The sequence below is a fragment of the Bacillus cereus group sp. MYBKT14-1 genome, from assembly GCF_051915185.1.
GTDB classification, from domain to species: domain Bacteria; phylum Bacillota; class Bacilli; order Bacillales; family Bacillaceae_G; genus Bacillus_A; species Bacillus_A cereus.
In genome coordinates this window covers 1-20,154 of record NZ_JBQAEF010000025.1, presented here as the reverse complement: position 1 = coordinate 20,154, position 20,154 = coordinate 1, and the positions used below count along the sequence as shown (strand labels likewise).

The window sequence follows — 20,154 nt, the reverse complement described above, 5'->3', positions numbered from 1 at the left end:
CCTCATACATTACTATTAGCTAGTAAAAACCTATGGGGGGATTTACGTGAATAATGGTTACTCACCTACGTCTTCTAATCAACAAAATGTTTCTGTAGAGCATGACATTATTATGCGTGGCAGGCGTATAATTGATATTACCGGTGTGAAGCAGGTAGAGAGTTTTGATAGCGAAGAGTTTTTACTAGAGACCGTAATGGGTTTTTTAACGATTCGTGGTCAAAATTTACAAATGAAAAATTTAGATGTGGAAAAAGGTATTGTGTCGATTAAAGGGAAAGTTAATGAGATGCTGTATATTGATGAAAATCAAGGGGAAAAAACTAAAGGTTTCTTTAGTAAGTTGTTTAAATGAGCTTAACAATTCAGTTGTATACAATGCTTTCAATGATTGGAATGGGTGCTTGGATTGGAGCGTCTTTAGATACATATCAACGTTTTTTAAAGCGCCAAGAACGTAAACGTTGGCTTGTATTTATACATGATATATTATTTTGGATTGTCCAAGCATTATTCGTCTTTTATGTATTGCTTCTCGTAAATGAAGCTGAGCTACGTATATATGTGTTTTTGGCATTATTATGTGGTTTTGCGGCATATCAAAGCTTATTGAAGGCACTATACATGAAGCTGTTAAATTTTCTCATCTATATTTTTATGCAAACAACATATTTTTTTGTTCGAATTATACAGCTACTCATGATAAAACCTGTTATTATTATAGCGCAGCTATTTATTGCATTTATATTATTCTTATTTCGTATACTGCTTTCAATTGGACATGTGTTATGGAAAATGGTGATTTGGATATTACTTTTCATATGGAAAGTTTTTTTCTGGCCTGTTCGATTTATTGCTTCGCTCATATGGAAACTTCTCCCTAATCGTGTTAAACTTTTTATAGTGAAACATATAGGGTTCCTGCAATATATAGCAAAATTGAAGGGACATATCTTCCAACTATGGGAGCATATAAAAAAGAAGTTAGGGGGACCTCGGAAATGAGGGAACTGAGACAAAGAACAATCGAAAAACAGAGTCCAAATCCTGTTAAAGAGCATATAATACAAACGGATGAGAACAGGAAGCGACTTTATCGCCGTTTAGCGGTTTTTCTTGTCTTTACTTTTACAATTATTGCGAGTATTAGTGTAACGTTTTATCAACAAAACAGTTCCATTAAAGCAAAAGAAGCAAAAGTTAAGGACATGAAAAAAGAACTGGATTCATTAACGAATAAAGAAAAAAGTCTAAAAGACGAAGTTCAAAAGTTAAATGATGAAGAGTACGTATTAAAGATTGCTAGAAGGGATTATTTCTTCTCTGGTAAAGGGGAGATAATTTTTCCTGTTTCTAAGTAGAGTATGTCTTATTGACACTATATTTTAGGATTATATATAATAAAGTAAAATTTGACTTTTTAACCACTAAGGAGGAGCATTTTTTTTATGTCAATCGAGGTAGGCAGCAAGTTACAGGGTAAAGTAACAGGTATTACAAATTTTGGGGCTTTTGTGGAGCTGCCAGAGGGCTTAACGGGTCTTGTTCATATTAGTGAAGTTGCTGATAACTATGTAAAAGATATTAACGATCACTTAAAAGTGGGCGACCAAGTAGAAGTAAAAGTTATTAATGTTGAAAAAGATGGAAAGATTGGTTTATCTATCAAAAAAGCGAAAGAACGTGAAAAAACAGAAGGAGATCGTCCACGTGGTGAATACCAACGCGGTGGTGATCAACAACGTTCTGGACGTCCACAACGTAATAATCGCTCTTTCAACAGAGATAATCGCGGTGGCGGTAACGACCGAGCTCCGAAAGAAACATTTGAGCAAAAGATGGCACGCTTCTTAAAAGATAGCGAAGATCGTTTAACTTCTTTAAAGCGTAACACAGAGTCTAAACGTGGTGGCCGTGGCGCGCGTCGCGGATAATAAGGACGTTTAGTTTTTAACATATAGAGAGGTACCCAGAGTAATGTCTCAGGGTGCTTTTTTATATGTAAAAAATATTTTCAAAAAAGTTTTTGAGATGTGTTGACTTTAATTAGTATCTGATGTAAGATACTAATTGTCCGTTAAATAAGACGACATGGCGGTGTAGCTCAGCTGGCTAGAGCGTACGGTTCATACCCGTGAGGTCGGGGGTTCGATCCCCTCCGCCGCTATATTTAATTTAACGGCCCGTTGGTCAAGTGGTTAAGACACCGCCCTTTCACGGCGGTAACACGGGTTCGAATCCCGTACGGGTCATCTAAAAAGATCATGCAAATTTGCATGATCTTTTTTTGTTAAATAAATTAAGATATACAACACTTCTACAAAATCACCCTATATTTTCTGAATGTTTAATTAAAATATCGAAAATAACTTACATACCCTGTATATCTGTAGAGTTATTTCGAATAAAAAGTCGAACGATTATAAAAGTGAAAACTGTTGTTTTGACAAAAAAACCAACAATCATCTTTTATAATGACAGTAATTAAACTATGCAGGTGGTGTTAAAAATATGCCTAAAGCAGGAAGGAATACTATGAATACAAGTGCATTGGCAATGAATGAGAGTCAGCTTGATGGAATAAAGTGGACGAGTAAGTTGCGAATGAAATTTGAGCAAGTTTTCTTTAGATGGGGATTTATTATTGTTGTTATTGGTTTTCTTTTGGGACGAGCATATATATTAACAAATATTTTACCGTTTGCACTGCCATTTTTTGCTGCTGTTTATGTTATGAAGCGGGATAAGATGCCGCTAGCATTTTTAGCTCTAATGGGAGGAGCTCTTTCAGTATCGATAGATAATTTGTTTTTTACCTTTGCATCTATCTTTACCTTCTTCATTTATAATATCTTCTTTAGTCGATTTACACGTAAAACTGTTGGACTTGTTCCATTTCAAGTATTTATCTCCGCATTAACCGCACACTTAGTTGTTGTATATTTTGCGCAACAAACTGTCACCATGTACGATTTACTCGTTAGTACCATTGAGGCTGGGCTTAGTTTTGTATTAACTATGATATTTTTACAAAGTGTCCCACTTTTAGTGGAAAGGAAAGGAAAACAACAGGCATTAGAGACGGAAGAAATTGTTTGTTTGATTATATTACTAGCATCTGTTTTAACGGGTACAACAGATTGGTTTGTATATGATGCTTCTATTCAACATATTTTTACAAGGTATTTAGTGCTAGTATTTGCATTTATTGCGGGTGCTGCCACAGGGTCTACAGTGGGGGTTGTAACAGGACTAATATTAAGTTTAGCAAATGTGTCTAGCTTGTCTCAGCTTAGCCTTCTTGCTTTTTCTGGATTGCTTGGTGGATTGTTAAAAGAAGGAAAGCGTTTAGGTGTTAGTTTAGGTTTATTAATTGGGACAAGCTTAATTACATTATATGTAGACAAACAGACAAATATTGTAACAACTTTAATTGAGTCAGGTGTAGCGATTGTTATCTTCTTATTAACACCGAAGCTTGTTTTGGATCGTATTGCTAAATTTATGCCAGGTACACAAGAGCATTCGCAAGATCAACAACAATATTTAAGAAGGATGCGTGATGTTACAGCAAATAAAATCAACCAATTTGCAAATGTATTTGCTGCTTTATCTAATAGCTTTTCTGTATATGGGTATGTAGAGGAAGAAGATAAAGAGACAGAAGCAGATTTGTTTTTGAGTACAATTACTGCGAAAACATGTCAAACATGCTTTAAAAAGGATCAATGCTGGGTAGTGAATTTTGATAAAACGTACGATTATATGAAACAAATAATGAATGAAACGGAAGAAGGAACCCTGCAACATAATCGTAAATTAGTTCGTGAGTGGGACAAGCATTGTGTGAGAGGGAAAAAAGTGACGGATTTAGTAGCCGGTGAATTAGATCACTTCTATGAGGGACAAAAATTACGAAAACAAATGAAGGAAAATCGTAGAATAGTAGCGGAGCAACTATTAGGTGTATCAAAGGTTATGGAGGATTTTGCTAAGGAGATACAACGAGAGCGTGAAAATCATCAAGTGCAGGAAGAACAGATTATGCAAGCGTTCCGAGATTTTGGTGTCGAAGTAGAGCATGTTGATATTTATTGTTTAGATAGAGGAAGTATTGATATTGAAATGTTAATTCCAGTTGCATCTAATGAACATGGTGAGTGTGAAAAGTTAGTTGCACCGATGCTTTCAGATATCCTTAAAGAAAATATTGTCGTTAAACATGAAGAAAAGTCTTCTTATCCAAATGGCCATAGTTTAATATCATTTGGTTCGGCGAAGACGTATTCTCTTGATACAGGATTGGCTACAGCTGCAAAAGGCGGTGGATTTGTTTCGGGTGACTCTTATGCGATGATGGATTTAAGTGTTGGTAAATATGCACTTGCGATTAGTGATGGTATGGGTAATGGGCAAAGAGCTCATATGGAAAGTAAGGAAACGGTGAAATTATTACAAAAAATACTCCAATCAGGCATTGATGAAGAAATAGCAATTAAGTCTATCAATTCAATTCTTTCTTTGAGAACGACAGAAGAAATGTTTACGACATTAGATTTAGCTATGGTAGATTTGCGGGATGCGAGTGCAAGGTTTTTAAAGATTGGATCGACGCCGAGTTTTGTTAAACGCGCAAATAATATTTTGAAAATTGAAGCAAGTAATTTGCCGATGGGAATCATCGAAGATGTTGAAGTTGATGTGGTGGGTGAACAATTAAAAACGGGCGATATTCTTATTATGATGAGCGATGGGATTTTTGAAGGAGCACAGCATGTGGAGAATCATGAATTGTGGATGAAACGAAAAATTAAAGAATTGCAAACCGAAGACCCGCAAGAAATTGCTGATATCATTATGGAAGAAGTGATTCGCTCTTGTGATGGTTATATAAATGATGATATGACTATTGTAGTGGCAAAAGTGAAGAAAAATATGCCGAAGTGGGCTACGATTCCGATTGTAGGAATGCAGGCGCAGTAAAATATAAGTGGAATGTTTATCTATAATTTGATTTTAAAAACCTAGGTGAATACCTAGGTTTTTTTGTGGGAAAAGGTAATGTTATTAATTTTGTGAATATACACGGAGGATGTAAGATAAAAATGTAATTTTTGTATATCTTTTTTTTGCACAATGTTTGTAAAAGTTGTACCATTGTAGACAAGGTGACTAAGGTTGCTGTTCTTGTTTAATGAAAGGTGATTGCGAAGTTGAAAGATACATTTGTTGAAAAAGTAGATGACTTTGTAAAGCAGCATGATGTATTAAAGAATGATTCAACAATTGTTGTGGGAGTTTCTGGTGGTCCTGACTCGTTAGCGCTTTTATATTATTTATTAGAAAAAAGAGCGGAAAAACAGTTGGCAATTGTAGTTGCTCATGTGGATCATATGTTTAGAGGTGATGAATCTTATGAGGATTTACAGTTTGTGCAGGGCCTTTGTGAAGAACTGGGAATTATTTGTGAAACGATAAGGATTAATGTATCACAATATCAACAGCAATACGGAATGAATGCACAGGTTGCTGCGAGAGAATGCAGATATGCATTTTTGGAAAGAATAATGAAGAAATATGATGCGAGATATGTTGCTCTTGGACATCATGGAGATGATCAAGTCGAGACAATTTTAATGCGTCTTGTAAGAGGGAGTACTCCGAAAGGATATGCAGGAATTGCAGTGAAGCGTCCTTTTCATAATGGATATTTAATTAGGCCGTTACTTGGCGTAACGAAGGAAGAAATTGTTGATTACTGTAATAAGCTAAATTTAATGCCACGTATAGATCCGAGTAATAAAAAGGAAGTATATACAAGGAATCGATTACGTAAATATGTCCTTCCTCATTTGAAAGAAGAAAATCCACAAATGCATGAGAAATTCCAAAAATTTAGCGTGCAGATGCAAGAGGATGAGGCTTATTTGCAGGAATTAGCTTTTGAGAAAATGAATAAAGTAATTACAAAAAAAAGTGATAAACAAATTAGCTTATCAATTCCTGCCTTTGAATCCATGTCTATGCCTTTACAAAGAAGAGGGATTCAACTAATATTAAACTATCTTTATGAATATAAGATTCCATCTTCTCTTTCTTCTATACATATTGACAAGTTGATTGAGTTTTTTAAGCGGACACAACCTTCAGGTTCACTTGATTTTCCGGGTGATTTGAAAATTGTTCGTTCATACGAGGAGTGTAGCTTTAGATTTAAACAAGAAATTGTCTCTCCTTTTTCACAAGATTTATTAGTACCCGGGACCATTACGCTATTGAACGGGGATGAATTTGTAACAGAGGTGAGCGAAGATATACCAAGTAACATGAATGAAACAGTATTTGTTGCTAAGTATAATGATATATCATATCCACTTCGTATTCGTTCTAGAGAAAATGGAGATCGCATGTCAATACAAGGTATGAATGGCACGAAAAAGATAAAAGCTATTTTTATCGAAGCGAAAGTACCGAAAGAAAAAAGAGAAGAATGGCCGGTCGTTTGTGATGCAAGTGGGACTATTATTTGGGTACCCTTGTTGAAACGATCTGCATTTGCAATTTCGAAAGAGATGGCAAAGAAGGATAAATATATGATTATTCACTACAAAAGCAAGGAGTCTTCCGGGAGGATAATGAAATGATGAATCAAGATATCGAAAAAGTATTAATTTCTGAAGAGCAAATACAAGAAAAGGTGCGCGAACTAGGTGCAATTATTGCAGAGGATTATAAAAACACAGTACCTCTTGCAATTGGTGTATTAAAAGGCGCAATGCCATTCATGGCAGATTTATTAAAGAGAACAGATACATATCTTGAAATGGATTTTATGGCTGTATCTAGTTACGGTCACTCTACAGTTTCAACAGGCGAAGTGAAAATTTTAAAAGATCTTGATACTTCTGTAGAAGGTCGCGATATTTTAATCGTCGAAGATATTATTGATAGTGGTCTTACACTAAGCTACTTAGTAGACTTATTCAAATATCGTAAAGCGAAGTCTGTAAAAATTGTTACATTATTAGATAAGCCAACAGGCCGTAAGGTTGATCTGAAAGCGGATTATGTTGGATTTACTGTTCCACATGAATTTGTAGTAGGATATGGATTAGATTATAAAGAGCAATACCGTAATCTTCCTTATGTAGGCGTATTAAAACCAAGCGTTTACTCAAATTAATTAAATATAGGCTTCACAATTGTATAGGAAAGTTTTTCTATGTTACGATTTACTATAGTGTTTATGCCGTGAGAGGAGGTTAGGAATGAATCGTATCTTCCGTAATACCATCTTTTATTTACTGATATTCTTAGTAGTAATTGGAATCGTGAGCTATTTTAATGGTTCGACACAAAAAACGACATCAGTTAGCTACGACAAATTCATTACTAAACTAGAAAGCGGTGAAGTGCGTAATGTGCAACTTCAACCGAAAAATGGTGTATTTGAGGTAAAAGGACAATTTAATAACTCTAGCCAAGGAGAACAATTTGTTACTTATGCACCAAATACTGAGGAATTACAAAAGAAAATTAATGATAAAGCGAAAGGTGCCGAAGTTAAGTATCAACCAGCAGAAGAAACAAGTGCTTGGGTAACATTCTTTACTTCAATCATTCCATTTGTCATCATCTTCATTTTATTCTTCTTCTTATTAAACCAAGCTCAAGGCGGCGGTAGCCGTGTTATGAACTTCGGGAAAAGTAAGGCGAAGTTATATAATGATGAAAAGAAAAAAGTTCGTTTCAGAGATGTTGCTGGTGCGGATGAAGAGAAACAAGAACTTGTTGAGGTAGTTGAATTCTTGAAAGACCCTCGTAAGTTCTCTGAAGTTGGTGCTCGTATTCCAAAGGGTGTCCTATTAGTTGGACCTCCAGGTACAGGTAAAACTTTATTAGCACGTGCTGTTGCAGGTGAGGCTGGCGTTCCATTCTTCTCTATCAGTGGTTCTGACTTCGTAGAGATGTTTGTCGGTGTCGGTGCATCACGTGTACGTGATTTATTTGAAAATGCAAAGAAAAATGCTCCTTGTATCATTTTCATTGATGAAATTGATGCAGTAGGTCGTCAACGTGGCGCAGGTCTTGGTGGTGGTCATGATGAGCGTGAGCAAACATTGAACCAATTACTTGTTGAAATGGATGGATTCGGTGCAAACGAAGGTATTATTATCGTTGCTGCGACAAACCGTCCAGACATTCTTGACCCAGCGTTATTACGTCCAGGTCGTTTTGACCGTCAAATTACAGTAGATCGTCCAGATGTAAATGGCCGTGAAGCTGTACTGAAAGTACATGCGCGTAATAAACCACTTGATGAGCATATTAATTTAAGAGCAATTGCGACTCGTACACCAGGATTCTCTGGTGCGGATCTTGAAAACTTATTAAACGAAGCTGCTTTAGTAGCTGCACGTCAAGATAAGAAGAAAATTGATATGAGTGATATCGATGAAGCGACGGATCGTGTTATTGCAGGTCCAGCTAAGAAAAGTCGTGTTATCTCTGAAAAAGAACGTAATATCGTTGCTTTCCATGAAGCAGGTCATACTGTAATTGGTGTTGTTCTCGATGAAGCAGATGTCGTTCATAAAGTAACAATTGTCCCTCGTGGTCAGGCTGGTGGATATGCGGTAATGCTTCCGAAAGAAGATCGTTACTTCATGACGAAACCAGAGTTACTTGATAAAATCACTGGTTTACTTGGTGGCCGAGTAGCTGAGGAGATTGTATTTGGTGAAGTGAGTACAGGTGCTCATAATGACTTCCAACGTGCGACTGGTATTGCAAGACGTATGGTTACGGAATTTGGTATGAGTGACAAACTTGGACCGATGCAATTTGGTAGCTCGCAAGGTGGTCAAGTGTTCTTAGGAAGAGACTTCCACTCAGAACAAAACTATAGTGATGCGATTGCACATGAAATCGATATGGAAATGCAATCAATTATGAAAGAATGTTATGCTCGTGCAAAACAAATTCTTACTGAAAACCGTGATAAACTAGATATTATCGCACAAACGTTACTTGAAGTAGAAACGTTAGATGCAGAGCAAATCAATCATTTATGTGATTACGGCAGATTGCCAGAACGTCCAACATCTTCAGATGATGTGAAAGTAAACATCAACATGAAGAAAGACGATGAAGATAAAGAAGATAAGTAAGAAGTGAAGGAGTGACTATCGTCACTCCTTTTTTGTTTGTTAAAATCTTTGTTAATTACTATTGAGAACTTAGTGGATAAAGTAATTTAAGTAAAACTAGTATTAAAAATTGAAATAGAGAGCAATCTTTTTGTAAAATGATGAGGATAGGAAAGCTGATTATATAAGTATGTGTGATATGATGTTTTTATAAGTTTTATACATACTGCACAAATATAGATTAAATAAGATAAGTGGTGAGAATATGATTTTTGTATTGGATGTAGGGAACACAAATGCTGTACTAGGTGTGTTTGAAGAGGGGGAACTTCGTCAGCATTGGCGCATGGAAACAGATCGTCATAAGACAGAAGATGAATATGGAATGCTTGTAAAGCAATTGCTTGAGCATGAGGGTCTTTCGTTTGAAGATGTGAAAGGTATTATTGTGTCTTCAGTCGTACCACCAATTATGTTTGCTTTAGAGCGCATGTGTGAAAAATATTTTAAAATTAAACCGCTTGTAGTAGGGCCTGGGATAAAAACAGGACTAAATATTAAATATGAAAATCCGCGTGAAGTAGGCGCAGACCGAATTGTAAATGCAGTAGCAGGAATCCACTTATATGGAAGTCCGCTCATTATTGTTGATTTTGGTACGGCTACTACATATTGTTATATTAACGAAGAAAAACATTATATGGGTGGAGTTATTACGCCAGGAATTATGATTTCAGCAGAGGCTTTATATAGCAGAGCAGCAAAACTTCCTCGTATCGAAATTACAAAACCAAGCAGTGTTGTTGGGAAAAATACAGTAAGTGCGATGCAATCTGGTATTCTTTATGGTTATGTTGGACAAGTGGAAGGTATTGTTAAGCGTATGAAAGAAGAAGCTAGACAAGAACCTAAAGTTATTGCAACAGGTGGATTGGCAAAATTAATTTCCGAAGAATCGAATGTAATTGATATTGTAGATCCGTTTTTAACGTTAAAAGGTTTGTATATGTTATATGAACGTAATGCAAATTTACAGCATGAGAAAGGTGAATAAATACGTATGAAAGATTATTTAGTAAAAGCGTTAGCATTTGATGGAGAAGTGCGTGCGTATAGTGTGCGTACAACAAATACAGTAAGTGAGGCGCAAAGACGTCATGATACATGGAGAACAGCTTCAGCAGCACTAGGGCGTTCTTTGACTGCGGGTACAATGATGGGCGCAATGTTAAAGGGCGAGCAAAAGTTAACGATTAAGGTAGAAGGTAACGGTCCAATTGGCCCTATCTTAGTAGATGCTCATGCAAATGGAGATGTACGTGGTTATGTAACGAATCCGCATGTTGATTTTGAAGGAACAGAACAAGGGAAGTTACGTGTATATCAAGCGGTAGGTACAGAGGGGTTTGTAACTGTAATTAAAGATATTGGAATGCGTGAGCCGTTTATTGGTCAATCTCCAATCGTTTCAGGAGAATTAGGAGAAGACTTTACGTATTATTTTGCAGTTTCTGAACAAACGCCTTCTTCTGTAGGTGTTGGTGTTCTTGTAAATGGAGATGATAGCATATTAGCGGCAGGTGGATTCATCCTTCAAATTATGCCGGGTGCGCAAGATGAAACGATTTCATTTATTGAAGACCGTTTACAAAAGATTCCACCTGTATCAACGTTGATTGAACAAGGTCTTTCTCCGGAAGAGCTACTATATGCAGTTCTTGGAGAAGATAAAGTAAAAGTATTAGAAACAATGGATGTTCAATTTAATTGCACATGCTCACGCGAGCGTATTGAGAGTGTATTAATTAGTTTAGGTAAAACAGAGTTAGAGCAAGTTCGTGAAGAAGAGGAAGAGACAGAAGTTCACTGTCATTTCTGTAATGAACGATACAAGTTCTCTAAAGAAGATATTACAAATTTAATCGAGAATTTGTAATAAGGGAATTAAGAGGAGCAATCCTCCAAATGAATTGACAAACAGGGAATTTTCTGACAAAATCTAAATATAGATAAAACCAATAAAAATACTCGGTGTTAGGAGTGACAGGAATGCGAGTGGCACAATCAGTTTCAGAATTAATCGGGAAAACGCCGATCGTTAAGTTGAACCGCATCGTAGAATCAGACAGCGCAGATATATACTTGAAATTAGAATTTATGAATCCGGGGAGTAGTGTTAAAGATCGTATCGCATTAGCTATGATTGAAGATGCTGAAAAAAAGGGATTATTAAAAGAGGGCGATACAATCATTGAGCCGACAAGTGGTAACACAGGAATTGGTTTAGCGATGGTAGCGGCTGCTAAAGGATATAATGCAATCTTAGTAATGCCAGAAACAATGAGTATTGAGCGTCGTAATTTATTACGTGCTTACGGTGCGGAATTAGTATTGACTCCAGGGCCTGAAGGAATGGGTGGAGCAATTCGTAAAGCGACTGAATTAGCAAAAGAACATGGCTACTTTATACCACAACAGTTCAAAAACCGATCGAATCCAGAAATTCACCGTTTAACAACAGGTCCAGAAATTATTGAACAAATGGGCGACCAATTAGATGCGTTTATTGCAGGTATTGGTACAGGTGGAACGATTACTGGTGCTGGTGAAGTACTGAAGGAAGCGTATAAAGATATTAAAATTTATGCAGTAGAACCTGCAGATTCACCAGTATTATCTGGTGGGAAGCCAGGTCCACATAAAATCCAAGGAATTGGGGCGGGATTTGTTCCGGAGACGTTGGATGTAGAAGTATATGATGAAATTATTCAAGTGAAAACAGAGCAAGCATTTGAATATGCGAGAAGAGTGGCTAAAGAGGAAGGTATTTTAGTTGGTATCTCTTCAGGCGCAGTTATTTATGCAGCAACAGAGGTTGCGAAAAAGTTAGGTAAAGGGAAAAAGGTACTTGTTATTATCCCGAGTAACGGTGAACGTTATTTAAGTACACCACTTTATCAATTTGAATCCTAATTAAACGCGATTGAAAAAGCATCCTTGAAAAAGGGTGCTTTTTCTTTTGGGATTGGAAATAGGAAAAGAGTGAATGACTAGAAAACTTCATGTAAAATAAGAGGTAGTATAATTAAATTATTTTCACTAGCCTTCGAGTATAATCAATCTCTATATAAATAACTTATGTAGTTTGAGCTGGTTTATCTAAGAGGGTGGGATAAAAGAAGACGGGGTGTTGATATGCAACGAAGAAAATCTTTAGCGCTTTCTATTCCATATCAGTTAGATTTCTTTAAGCAATATAAATTTCTTTCTCAGGGTAAATCGCAACATATTTTGTTAGAAAGCGGCCGTGGCGGTCGTTATAACATTGTAGGGCTGAACCCAGTAGCGGTAATTCGAGGGAAGGATGAAACGTTACATATAAGTGAAAGTGGTAAGGAAACAATAAAACGAGGGAATCCGTTAGATTTAATGCAAGAATATATGGAACAATGGAAGACGGACTATAACCCAGAGTATCCGCCTTTTCAAGGTGGTGCAATTGGCTATTTCAGTTATGACTGTATCCGTTATATTGAAAAGCTACCTTCTCTTGCGGAAGATGATATTAATATACCTGACATCTTCTTTTTGTTATTTGATGACGTATTTGTCTATGATCAAAAAGAACAAGTGTTATGGGTTATTACGCATTATGTAGATAAATATGAAGAGGCGAAAGAACGGCTAAATGAGTGGAAGAGTCTTTGGATGACAGAAGCGCCTGAAGTGACCGTGCCCTTTGAAAGTCCTGAAAAGAAAAGTGAAGCAGTTGCTTTTACTGAAGCTGGCTTTATGAAGGCAGTTGAATGTATTCAAGAATATATTGGAGCGGGTGATGTGTTCCAAGTAAACTTGTCGACGAGACAAGAAAGAACGTTACAGACACACCCACTAGAAATTTATACAAGTCTTCGTGAAATTAATCCATCTCCATATATGGGTTACCTGGAGCTTGGGGATTTTCAAATCGTTAGTGGATCGCCAGAGTTGTTAATTAAGAAACAAGGAACTGAAGTAAGTACAAGACCGATTGCTGGAACGAGATCTAGAGGCGCGGATGAGCAAGAGGATGAAGAATTAGCAAGAGAATTAATTGAGAACGAAAAAGAAAGAGCAGAGCATGTAATGCTTGTGGATTTAGAAAGAAATGATTTAGGACGTGTTTGTAAATATGGCACTGTAGAAGTAGATGAATTTATGGTAATTGAGAAATACTCACATGTTATGCATATTGTTTCTAATGTGCGTGGTGAGGTGGAAGAAGATAAAGATGCTTTTGATTTAGTGAAGGCTGTATTCCCTGGGGGAACAATTACTGGTGCCCCAAAAATACGTACGATGGAAATTATTGAGGAATTAGAACCTGTTCGAAGAGGGATTTATACAGGGTCAATCGGTTGGATTGGTTATTCTGGAGATACAGAATTGAATATTGTAATTAGAACACTTCTTGCTAAAGATGGAAAAGCTCATGTACAAGCAGGGGCGGGAATTGTAATTGATTCAAATCCGGAAAATGAATATAAAGAGTCGTTAAAAAAGGCGATTGCTTTATGGCGTGCAAAAGAACGTAGTGAAGAAACGGTTAGGTGAGAGAAATGATATTAATGATTGATAATTATGATTCTTTTACATTTAATTTAGTGCAGTTTCTTGGAGAACTTGGACAAGAGCTCGTTGTTAAACGTAACGATGAAGTGACCATTTCAGATATTGAGAATATGAAACCAGATTTTCTAATGATTTCTCCAGGTCCGTGCAGTCCTAATGAAGCTGGGATTAGTATGGAAGTTATTAAATACTTTGCTGGAAAGATTCCGATTTTTGGTGTTTGTCTAGGGCATCAATCCATTGCACAAGTGTTTGGTGGAGAGGTTGTCCGTGCAGAGCGATTAATGCATGGAAAAACGTCGCTTATGCATCATGATGGAAAGACGATTTTTTCGGATATTCCTAATCCGTTTACTGCGACGCGCTATCATTCCCTTATTGTTAAGAAAGAGACGTTACCCGATTGCTTAGAGGTAACATCTTGGACAGAGGAAGGGGAAATTATGGCACTTCGTCATAAGACATTGCCGATAGAGGGTGTGCAATTCCATCCAGAATCTATTATGACTTCTCATGGGAAAGAGCTGTTGCAGAATTTCATTCGTAAATACAGTCCAAGTGCGACATTATGTTAATTTACGTAAATGGTCAGTATGTAGAAGCAAGTGAAGCGAGAATTTCTCCTTATGATCATGGTTATTTATATGGTCTTGGAGTTTTTGAAACGTTTCGTATTTATAATGGTCATCCTTTCTTATTGGATGATCATTATAACCGTTTAATAGAGGCGCTGGATACATTGCAAATTAAATGGACAATGACAAAAAATGATGTGATGCTTATTTTGAAAGATTTACTCGCTAAGAATGAATTGAAGCATGCATATGTACGTTTTAATGTATCGGCGGGTATAGATGAAATAGGATTACAAACGGAAATGTATGAAGAGCCTTCTGTTATTGTTTTTATAAAACCTTTAACAGCTCCAGGGGATGTAGTGGAAAAAGAAGGTGTTATTCTAAAACAAGTGCGAAATACACCGGAAGGGACATTTCGCCTGAAGTCTCATCACTATTTAAATAATATTTTAGGGAAGCGTGAAATTGGAAATGTTGTGAGTAAGGAAGGTATTTTCCTCACTGAAGCAGGTTATGTTGCAGAGGGCATTGTTTCGAATCTATTTTTTGTGAAAGGTGATGTTTTATATACACCTTCGTTAGAGACAGGGATTTTAAATGGTATCACTCGTGCGTTTATTATAAAGAGTGCTGAAGAATTAAATATAGAAGTAAAGGAAGGTTTCTTTACAAAAGATGAGCTACTTTCAGCGGATGAAGTCTTCGTAACAAACTCCATTCAAGAAATTGTTCCGCTTTATCGTATAGAAGCGCAGGATTTCCCGGGTAAAGTAGGAGTGGTTACAAAAAGTTTAATGTACCTTTATGGAATGCAAAGAGAGAAATTATGGAGCAGAAATGAACTACGAAGAGGAGATGTGTAGTTTGAAGTGGGATTATGATTTGCGCTGCGGCGAATATACATTGAATTTAAATGAAAAAACATTAATTATGGGGATTTTAAATGTAACACCAGATTCGTTTTCTGATGGTGGGAGTTACAACGAGGTAGATGCTGCGGTACGTCACGCAAAAGAAATGCAAGGTCAAGGTGCTCATATTATTGATATTGGTGGCGAATCTACTCGCCCAGGTTTTGCTAAAGTATCAGTAGAAGAAGAAATAAAGCGAGTTGTCCCGATGATTCAAGCAGTTTCAAAAGAAGTAAAATTGCCTATATCTATCGATACATATAAAGCTGAAGTTGCAAAGCAAGCAATTGAGGCTGGTGCTCATATTATTAATGATATTTGGGGAGCGAAGGCGGAGCCAAAAATTGCTGAAGTCGCAGCTCATTATGATGTACCCATCATTTTAATGCATAACCGCGATAATATGAATTATCGTAATTTAATGGCGGATATGATTGCTGATTTGTATGACAGTATTAAAATTGCTAAAAATGCTGGTGTGCCAGATGAGAATATTATTTTAGATCCAGGTATCGGTTTTGCTAAAACACCTGAGCAGAACTTAGAGGCGATGCGTAATTTAGAACAGTTAAATGTGCTAGGTTATCCAGTTCTCTTAGGTACTTCGAGAAAGTCCTTTATTGGGCACGTATTAGATTTGCCAGTGGAGGAACGCCTTGAGGGAACAGGAGCTACCGTTTGTCTTGGTATTGAAAAGGGCTGTGAGTTTGTTCGTGTCCATGATGTGAAAGAAATGGCGCGTATGGCTAAAATGATGGATGCGATGATTGGTAAGGGGGTAAGGTAATTGGATAAAATTTATATCCATGATATGGAGTTTTATGGTTATCATGGTGTGTTCCCAGAGGAGAATAAATTAGGTCAGAGATTTAAAGTTGACTTAACGGTGGAGTTGGATTTAAAGCGTGCAGGGGAAAGTGATGACTTAGAGCATTCGGTCAATTATGGAGAGCTTTTCGAATTATGTAGAAAAGTTGTTGAGGATAGAAAGTATAAGCTTGTGGAGAGTATCGCTGAAAATATTGCTGCAGATATATTAAAACAATATGAAAGTATTTCACGCTGTACAATTAAGGTAATTAAGCCGGATCCACCGATACCGGGTCATTATCGTGCTGTAGCAGTAGAAATTACGAGAGAACGTCCATGAACAATATAGCTTACATTGCATTAGGGTCAAATATTGGAGAGCGTTATACGTATCTAACTGAAGCGATTCAGTTTTTAAATAAAAATCCTTATATTCAGGTTGATGATATTTCATCTGTATATGAAACTGAGCCAGTTGGCTATACTGACCAAAGTTGCTTTTTAAATTTAGTTATAAAAATTTCTACCAATTTATCACCACAAGAGTTATTGAAAGTAACACAAAAAGTAGAAAATGACCTAGGAAGAAAAAGGGAAATTAGGTGGGGGCCGAGGACTATCGACCTTGACATTTTACTTTATAATCAAGAGAATATTGAAGCAGAGAATCTTATTGTTCCGCATCCGCGGATGTTTGAAAGAGCTTTTGTTATCGTTCCGTTGTTAGAGATTAATCAAGACATAAAACAAAACATTTCACGTTCACAAGTAGAAGAAATGAAAAGGCGAGAGGGAGTAACGGTATGGAAGCAGAAAAATGGGGAAGACGCATTCGTGCTTTTCGAAAGCTAAAAGGCTATACACAAGAAGGTTTTGCTAAAGAACTAGGGGTATCTGTATCTGTTTTAGGTGAGGTTGAGAGAGGGAATAGATCGCCTTCTCAAGATTTTGTAGTAGAAGTTGCTAAGGCATTAAATGTTTCGATAGAGGAATTAATGCCAAAGTGATTGTACAGGAAGGAGTAGGTTGATTGTTAAAGATTGCAAATATCGAGATGAAAAATCCGGTTGTACTAGCACCGATGGCGGGAGTGTGTAACTCTGCATTCCGTTTAACAGTAAAAGAATTTGGTGCCGGCTTAGTTTGTGCTGAAATGGTAAGTGATAAGGCAATATTACTTAATAATAAAAGAACATTAGATATGTTATATATCGACGAGAGAGAAAAGCCATTAAGTTTACAAATTTTTGGTGGAGAGAAAGAAACTCTTGTAGATGCTGCGAAATATGTAGATAAATATACGACAGCAGACATAATTGATATTAATATGGGTTGTCCAGTGCCGAAAATCGTTAAATGTGATGCGGGGGCAAGGTGGCTTTTAGATCCGAATAAAATATATGAAATGGTAGCAGCGGTTGTAGATGCTGTAGAAAAGCCGGTTACAGTTAAAATGCGTATCGGTTGGGATGAAGAACATATTTTCGCAATAGAAAATGCTAGGGCTGTTGAGCGTGCTGGTGGCCAAGCTGTGGCGGTTCACGGACGTACACGAGTGCAAATGTATGAAGGAAAAGCGGATTGGGATATTATTAAACAAGTAAAACAATCTGTAAATATCCCGGTTATCGGAAATGGTGATGTCGCAACGCCGCAAGATGCAAAGCGTATGCTTGATGAAATTGGTGTAGATGGTGTTATGATTGGTCGTGCGGCTCTTGGAGATCCGTGGATGATTTATCGTACGGTAAAGTATTTGGAGACAGGTGAATTAATGCCGGAACCAACAGTGCGCGAGAAAATTGATGTATGTATGTTACATCTAGATCGTCTTATTGACTTAAAGAACGAAAGTGTCGCTGTAAGAGAGATGAGAAAACATGCAGCTTGGTATTTAAAAGGTGTTCGTGGTAATGCGAGTGTACGTAATGGTATTAATGCTTGTAACACACGGGAAGACCTTGCGAATGTGTTAGGTACATTTGTAGAAGAAGTGGAAGCGAAACAACAAACAATTTACGTTGGTTAATAATAGACATAGGAGATTGACATTCTTCTATACACTTCCTATAATTACGTGAAAGAAAGAAGAGCTGCCAGTTAGTTGCTGGCAGTTTTTCTAGTTGAGTAGAAAATGCTATACTGTATATATTGTAAAATTAAATAGAGCTGGAGTGATATCAATATCATGGATAACATGAACCACGAAGAATTAAACGACCAATTGATTGTTCGTCGTGAAAAGCTACATAATTTACGTGAACAAGGAATTGACCCGTTCGGTAAAAGATTTGAACGCACAAATTCAACAACTGATTTAGTGAGTCTATATGGAGAGTTCTCTAAGGAAGAATTAGAGGAGAAGGAAATCGCTGTTTCTATCGCTGGTCGTATTATGACAAAACGCGGAAAAGGGAAAGCTGGATTTGCACACGTTCAAGATTTACATGGACAAGTTCAAATTTATGTTCGTAAAGATGCTGTTGGAGATGACGAGTATGAATTATTTAAAACAGCAGATTTAGGTGATTTAGTAGGTATTGAAGGTAAAGTGTTCAAAACAAACGTTGGAGAACTTTCAGTAAAAGCAACAGGCTTTACGCTATTAACGAAATCTCTTCGTCCATTACCAGATAAATACCATGGATTAAAAGATGTTGAACAACGCTACCGTCAACGTTACTTAGACTTAATTACAAGTATGGAAAGTCGTGAAACGTTCGTTACTCGTAGTAAAATCATTCGTGAGATGAGAAGATACCTAGATGACAACGGTTATCTTGAAGTGGAAACACCTATGATGCATGCAATTGCAGGTGGAGCTTCTGCGCGTCCTTTCACTACACATCATAATGCGTTAGATATGGAATTATATATGCGTATCGCAATTGAGCTACATTTAAAGCGTCTTATTGTGGGTGGTTTGGAAAAAGTATATGAGATTGGCCGTGTATTCCGTAATGAGGGTGTATCAACTCGTCATAACCCTGAGTTTACGATGATTGAATTATATGAAGCATACGCTGATTATAAAGATATTATGAAGTTAACAGAAGATATGGTTGCTCATATCGCGAAAAAAGTACTGGGTACAACAACAATCCAGTATGGTGATTATGAAATTAATCTAGAACCAGAATGGACACGTCTTCATATGGTAGATGCGATTAAGCAATACTCTGGAGCTGATTTCTGGAATCCGATGAGTGTAGAAGAAGCACGTGAGCTTGCAAAAGAATATAATGTAGAAATTAAAGATACAATGGAAGTTGGTCATATTATAAATGAATTCTTCGAACAAAAAGTAGAAGATAAATTAATCCAACCAACATTTATTTACGGTCATCCGGTAGAAATCTCGCCGCTTGCGAAAAAGAATGATGAAGATCCAAGATTTACAGATCGTTTCGAATTATTTATCGTTGCGCGTGAACATGCAAATGCATTCACTGAGTTAAATGATCCAATCGATCAAAAAGAACGTTTTGAAGCGCAATTAAAAGAGCGCGAACAAGGTAATGATGAAGCTCATATGATGGATGACGATTATATTGAAGCTCTTGAGTACGGTATGCCTCCTACGGGTGGATTAGGAATCGGTATTGATCGTCTAGTTATGTTATTAACAAATGCACCATCTATTCGTGATGTATTATTATTCCCTGCTATGCGCCATAAACAAGACTAAGCTTTGGAGATTTCTCCAAAGCTTTTTTTATTTGAGCATGAGTTGCGTGGGTATAGTAAGTTTTGATAGTGCGAGAAATTATATTTATATAGAAGAAATGTGCTGTTTTTATACTTTTTTACTAAGTTAAAAATTTTATTAGAAAAACTATTGCATTTTAATAATCAAACTGGTATATTTATATTCGTTGCCACGAAAGGTAACAAACAAAACAAACGAAAAACAACTTATTGAAAAAAAGTTGTTGACGAAAATATAACGAAATGTTATATTGATAAAGTCGCTTCCGAGTGACGAAGTAGTTCTTTGAAAACTGAACGAAACAAACAACGTGAAACGTCAATTTTTATTTTAGATGCTAGACAAACTAACTTTATTGGAGAGTTTGATCCTGGCTCAGGATGAAC

General features: G+C 36.7%; 20 protein-coding genes and 2 tRNA genes. All 22 read left to right on the top strand.

All coding sequences use genetic code 11. The features are described from left to right. Positions 1 to 46: 46 nt before the first annotated feature. The 22 genes from yabP to lysS all read left to right on the top strand — a co-directional run bounded on the left by yabP (position 47) and on the right by lysS (position 19,747). Positions 47 to 355: a sporulation protein YabP gene (yabP, locus tag ACTFO4_RS28585; RefSeq protein WP_001059104.1), complete on the top strand. Its 309-nt coding sequence runs from the start codon at positions 47 to 49 to the stop codon at positions 353 to 355. Continuing rightward, positions 352 to 1,005: a spore cortex biosynthesis protein YabQ gene (yabQ, locus tag ACTFO4_RS28580; protein ID WP_000059772.1), complete on the top strand. Its 654-nt coding sequence runs from the start codon at positions 352 to 354 to the stop codon at positions 1,003 to 1,005. Before yabP ends, yabQ begins: the two co-directional genes overlap by 4 nt. Then, a complete protein-coding gene (gene divIC / locus ACTFO4_RS28575; protein ID WP_001208739.1) occupies positions 1,002 to 1,361 on the top strand; it encodes a cell division protein DivIC in 360 nt (119 codons plus the stop codon). The genes yabQ and divIC overlap by 4 nt, the downstream gene beginning before the upstream one ends. 87 nt (positions 1,362 to 1,448) lie before the next feature. After that, positions 1,449 to 1,934, top strand: a complete 486-nt coding sequence (locus ACTFO4_RS28570; protein ID WP_000021451.1) for a S1 domain-containing RNA-binding protein — start codon at positions 1,449 to 1,451, stop codon at positions 1,932 to 1,934. A gap of 159 nt (positions 1,935 to 2,093) precedes the next feature. Then, positions 2,094 to 2,167, top strand: a tRNA-Met gene (locus tag ACTFO4_RS28565). 13 nt (positions 2,168 to 2,180) lie between these two features. Next, positions 2,181 to 2,252, top strand: a tRNA-Glu gene (locus ACTFO4_RS28560). Between the two features lie 259 nt (positions 2,253 to 2,511). Then, positions 2,512 to 4,983 carry a stage II sporulation protein E gene (gene spoIIE, locus ACTFO4_RS28555; RefSeq protein WP_001123541.1) on the top strand — a complete coding sequence of 824 codons (2,472 nt, stop codon included), beginning with the start codon at positions 2,512 to 2,514 and terminating at the stop codon, positions 4,981 to 4,983. A gap of 230 nt (positions 4,984 to 5,213) precedes the next feature. Further along, a complete protein-coding gene (gene tilS / locus ACTFO4_RS28550; RefSeq protein ID WP_332285459.1) occupies positions 5,214 to 6,644 on the top strand; it encodes a tRNA lysidine(34) synthetase TilS in 1,431 nt (476 codons plus the stop codon). Next, positions 6,641 to 7,183 carry a hypoxanthine phosphoribosyltransferase gene (gene hpt / locus ACTFO4_RS28545; RefSeq protein ID WP_000981842.1) on the top strand — a complete coding sequence of 181 codons (543 nt, stop codon included), beginning with the start codon at positions 6,641 to 6,643 and terminating at the stop codon, positions 7,181 to 7,183. Before tilS ends, hpt begins: the two co-directional genes overlap by 4 nt. 85 nt (positions 7,184 to 7,268) lie before the next feature. Further along, on the top strand, positions 7,269 to 9,170 hold the full coding sequence (ftsH, locus tag ACTFO4_RS28540) for an ATP-dependent zinc metalloprotease FtsH (RefSeq protein ID WP_001079674.1): 1,902 nt from the start codon (positions 7,269 to 7,271) through the stop codon (positions 9,168 to 9,170). Positions 9,171 to 9,414: 244 nt separating this feature from the next. Beyond that, positions 9,415 to 10,203, top strand: coding sequence for a type III pantothenate kinase (locus tag ACTFO4_RS28535; RefSeq protein ID WP_000578368.1), 789 nt, complete (start codon positions 9,415 to 9,417; stop codon positions 10,201 to 10,203). 6 nt (positions 10,204 to 10,209) lie between these two features. After that, complete coding sequence (gene hslO, locus ACTFO4_RS28530; protein ID WP_000656372.1) at positions 10,210 to 11,085, top strand: redox-regulated molecular chaperone HslO; 876 nt, start codon at positions 10,210 to 10,212, stop codon at positions 11,083 to 11,085. A gap of 113 nt (positions 11,086 to 11,198) precedes the next feature. Then, on the top strand, positions 11,199 to 12,122 hold the full coding sequence (cysK, locus tag ACTFO4_RS28525) for a cysteine synthase A (protein WP_375035626.1): 924 nt from the start codon (positions 11,199 to 11,201) through the stop codon (positions 12,120 to 12,122). A 222-nt stretch (positions 12,123 to 12,344) separates the two neighbouring features. Then, positions 12,345 to 13,742 carry an aminodeoxychorismate synthase component I gene (gene pabB, locus ACTFO4_RS28520; protein ID WP_001189719.1) on the top strand — a complete coding sequence of 466 codons (1,398 nt, stop codon included), beginning with the start codon at positions 12,345 to 12,347 and terminating at the stop codon, positions 13,740 to 13,742. A 5-nt stretch (positions 13,743 to 13,747) separates the two neighbouring features. After that, positions 13,748 to 14,335, top strand: coding sequence for an aminodeoxychorismate/anthranilate synthase component II (gene pabA / locus ACTFO4_RS28515; protein WP_000602297.1), 588 nt, complete (start codon positions 13,748 to 13,750; stop codon positions 14,333 to 14,335). After that, positions 14,329 to 15,201 carry an aminodeoxychorismate lyase gene (gene pabC, locus ACTFO4_RS28510; RefSeq protein ID WP_000909884.1) on the top strand — a complete coding sequence of 291 codons (873 nt, stop codon included), beginning with the start codon at positions 14,329 to 14,331 and terminating at the stop codon, positions 15,199 to 15,201. Before pabA ends, pabC begins: the two co-directional genes overlap by 7 nt. Further along, complete coding sequence (gene folP, locus ACTFO4_RS28505) at positions 15,176 to 16,036, top strand: dihydropteroate synthase (protein ID WP_002164656.1); 861 nt, start codon at positions 15,176 to 15,178, stop codon at positions 16,034 to 16,036. The genes pabC and folP overlap by 26 nt, the downstream gene beginning before the upstream one ends. Next, entirely contained in the window at positions 16,037 to 16,399 is a 363-nt protein-coding gene (gene folB / locus ACTFO4_RS28500) for a dihydroneopterin aldolase (protein WP_000358062.1), read from the top strand. It begins immediately after the preceding gene. Next, entirely contained in the window at positions 16,396 to 16,911 is a 516-nt protein-coding gene (folK, locus tag ACTFO4_RS28495) for a 2-amino-4-hydroxy-6-hydroxymethyldihydropteridine diphosphokinase (protein ID WP_001059450.1), read from the top strand. The genes folB and folK overlap by 4 nt, the downstream gene beginning before the upstream one ends. Next, the gene (locus ACTFO4_RS28490) at positions 16,863 to 17,066 is read left to right on the top strand and encodes a helix-turn-helix domain-containing protein (RefSeq protein ID WP_000387031.1); all 204 of its coding nucleotides are present in this window, start codon (positions 16,863 to 16,865) and stop codon (positions 17,064 to 17,066) included. The genes folK and ACTFO4_RS28490 overlap by 49 nt, the downstream gene beginning before the upstream one ends. A 23-nt stretch (positions 17,067 to 17,089) precedes the next feature. After that, positions 17,090 to 18,088, top strand: a complete 999-nt coding sequence (dusB, locus tag ACTFO4_RS28485; RefSeq protein WP_000912251.1) for a tRNA dihydrouridine synthase DusB — start codon at positions 17,090 to 17,092, stop codon at positions 18,086 to 18,088. Between the two features lie 159 nt (positions 18,089 to 18,247). Then, the gene (lysS, locus tag ACTFO4_RS28480) at positions 18,248 to 19,747 is read left to right on the top strand and encodes a lysine--tRNA ligase (RefSeq protein WP_061457951.1); all 1,500 of its coding nucleotides are present in this window, start codon (positions 18,248 to 18,250) and stop codon (positions 19,745 to 19,747) included. Positions 19,748 to 20,154: the final 407 nt, after the last annotated feature.

Excerpts from the sequence above, each read along its gene's own strand:
- ftsH (WP_001079674.1), top strand. The coding sequence starts at position 7,269 with ATGAATCGTATCTTCCGTAATACCATCTTTTATTTACTGATATTCTTA.
- pabA (WP_000602297.1), top strand. The coding sequence starts at position 13,748 with ATGATATTAATGATTGATAATTATGATTCTTTTACATTTAATTTAGTG.
- spoIIE (WP_001123541.1), top strand. The coding sequence starts at position 2,512 with ATGCCTAAAGCAGGAAGGAATACTATGAATACAAGTGCATTGGCAATG.
- cysK (WP_375035626.1), top strand. The coding sequence starts at position 11,199 with ATGCGAGTGGCACAATCAGTTTCAGAATTAATCGGGAAAACGCCGATC.
- ACTFO4_RS28535 (WP_000578368.1), top strand. The coding sequence starts at position 9,415 with ATGATTTTTGTATTGGATGTAGGGAACACAAATGCTGTACTAGGTGTG.
- hpt (WP_000981842.1), top strand. The coding sequence starts at position 6,641 with ATGATGAATCAAGATATCGAAAAAGTATTAATTTCTGAAGAGCAAATA.
- folK (WP_001059450.1), top strand. The coding sequence starts at position 16,396 with ATGAACAATATAGCTTACATTGCATTAGGGTCAAATATTGGAGAGCGT.
- pabB (WP_001189719.1), top strand. The coding sequence starts at position 12,345 with ATGCAACGAAGAAAATCTTTAGCGCTTTCTATTCCATATCAGTTAGAT.
- divIC (WP_001208739.1), top strand. The coding sequence starts at position 1,002 with ATGAGGGAACTGAGACAAAGAACAATCGAAAAACAGAGTCCAAATCCT.
- folP (WP_002164656.1), top strand. The coding sequence starts at position 15,176 with ATGAACTACGAAGAGGAGATGTGTAGTTTGAAGTGGGATTATGATTTG.
- pabC (WP_000909884.1), top strand. The coding sequence starts at position 14,329 with ATGTTAATTTACGTAAATGGTCAGTATGTAGAAGCAAGTGAAGCGAGA.
- ACTFO4_RS28570 (WP_000021451.1), top strand. The coding sequence starts at position 1,449 with ATGTCAATCGAGGTAGGCAGCAAGTTACAGGGTAAAGTAACAGGTATT.
- lysS (WP_061457951.1), top strand. The coding sequence starts at position 18,248 with ATGGATAACATGAACCACGAAGAATTAAACGACCAATTGATTGTTCGT.
- hslO (WP_000656372.1), top strand. The coding sequence starts at position 10,210 with ATGAAAGATTATTTAGTAAAAGCGTTAGCATTTGATGGAGAAGTGCGT.
- ACTFO4_RS28490 (WP_000387031.1), top strand. The coding sequence starts at position 16,863 with ATGGAAGCAGAAAAATGGGGAAGACGCATTCGTGCTTTTCGAAAGCTA.
- yabQ (WP_000059772.1), top strand. The coding sequence starts at position 352 with ATGAGCTTAACAATTCAGTTGTATACAATGCTTTCAATGATTGGAATG.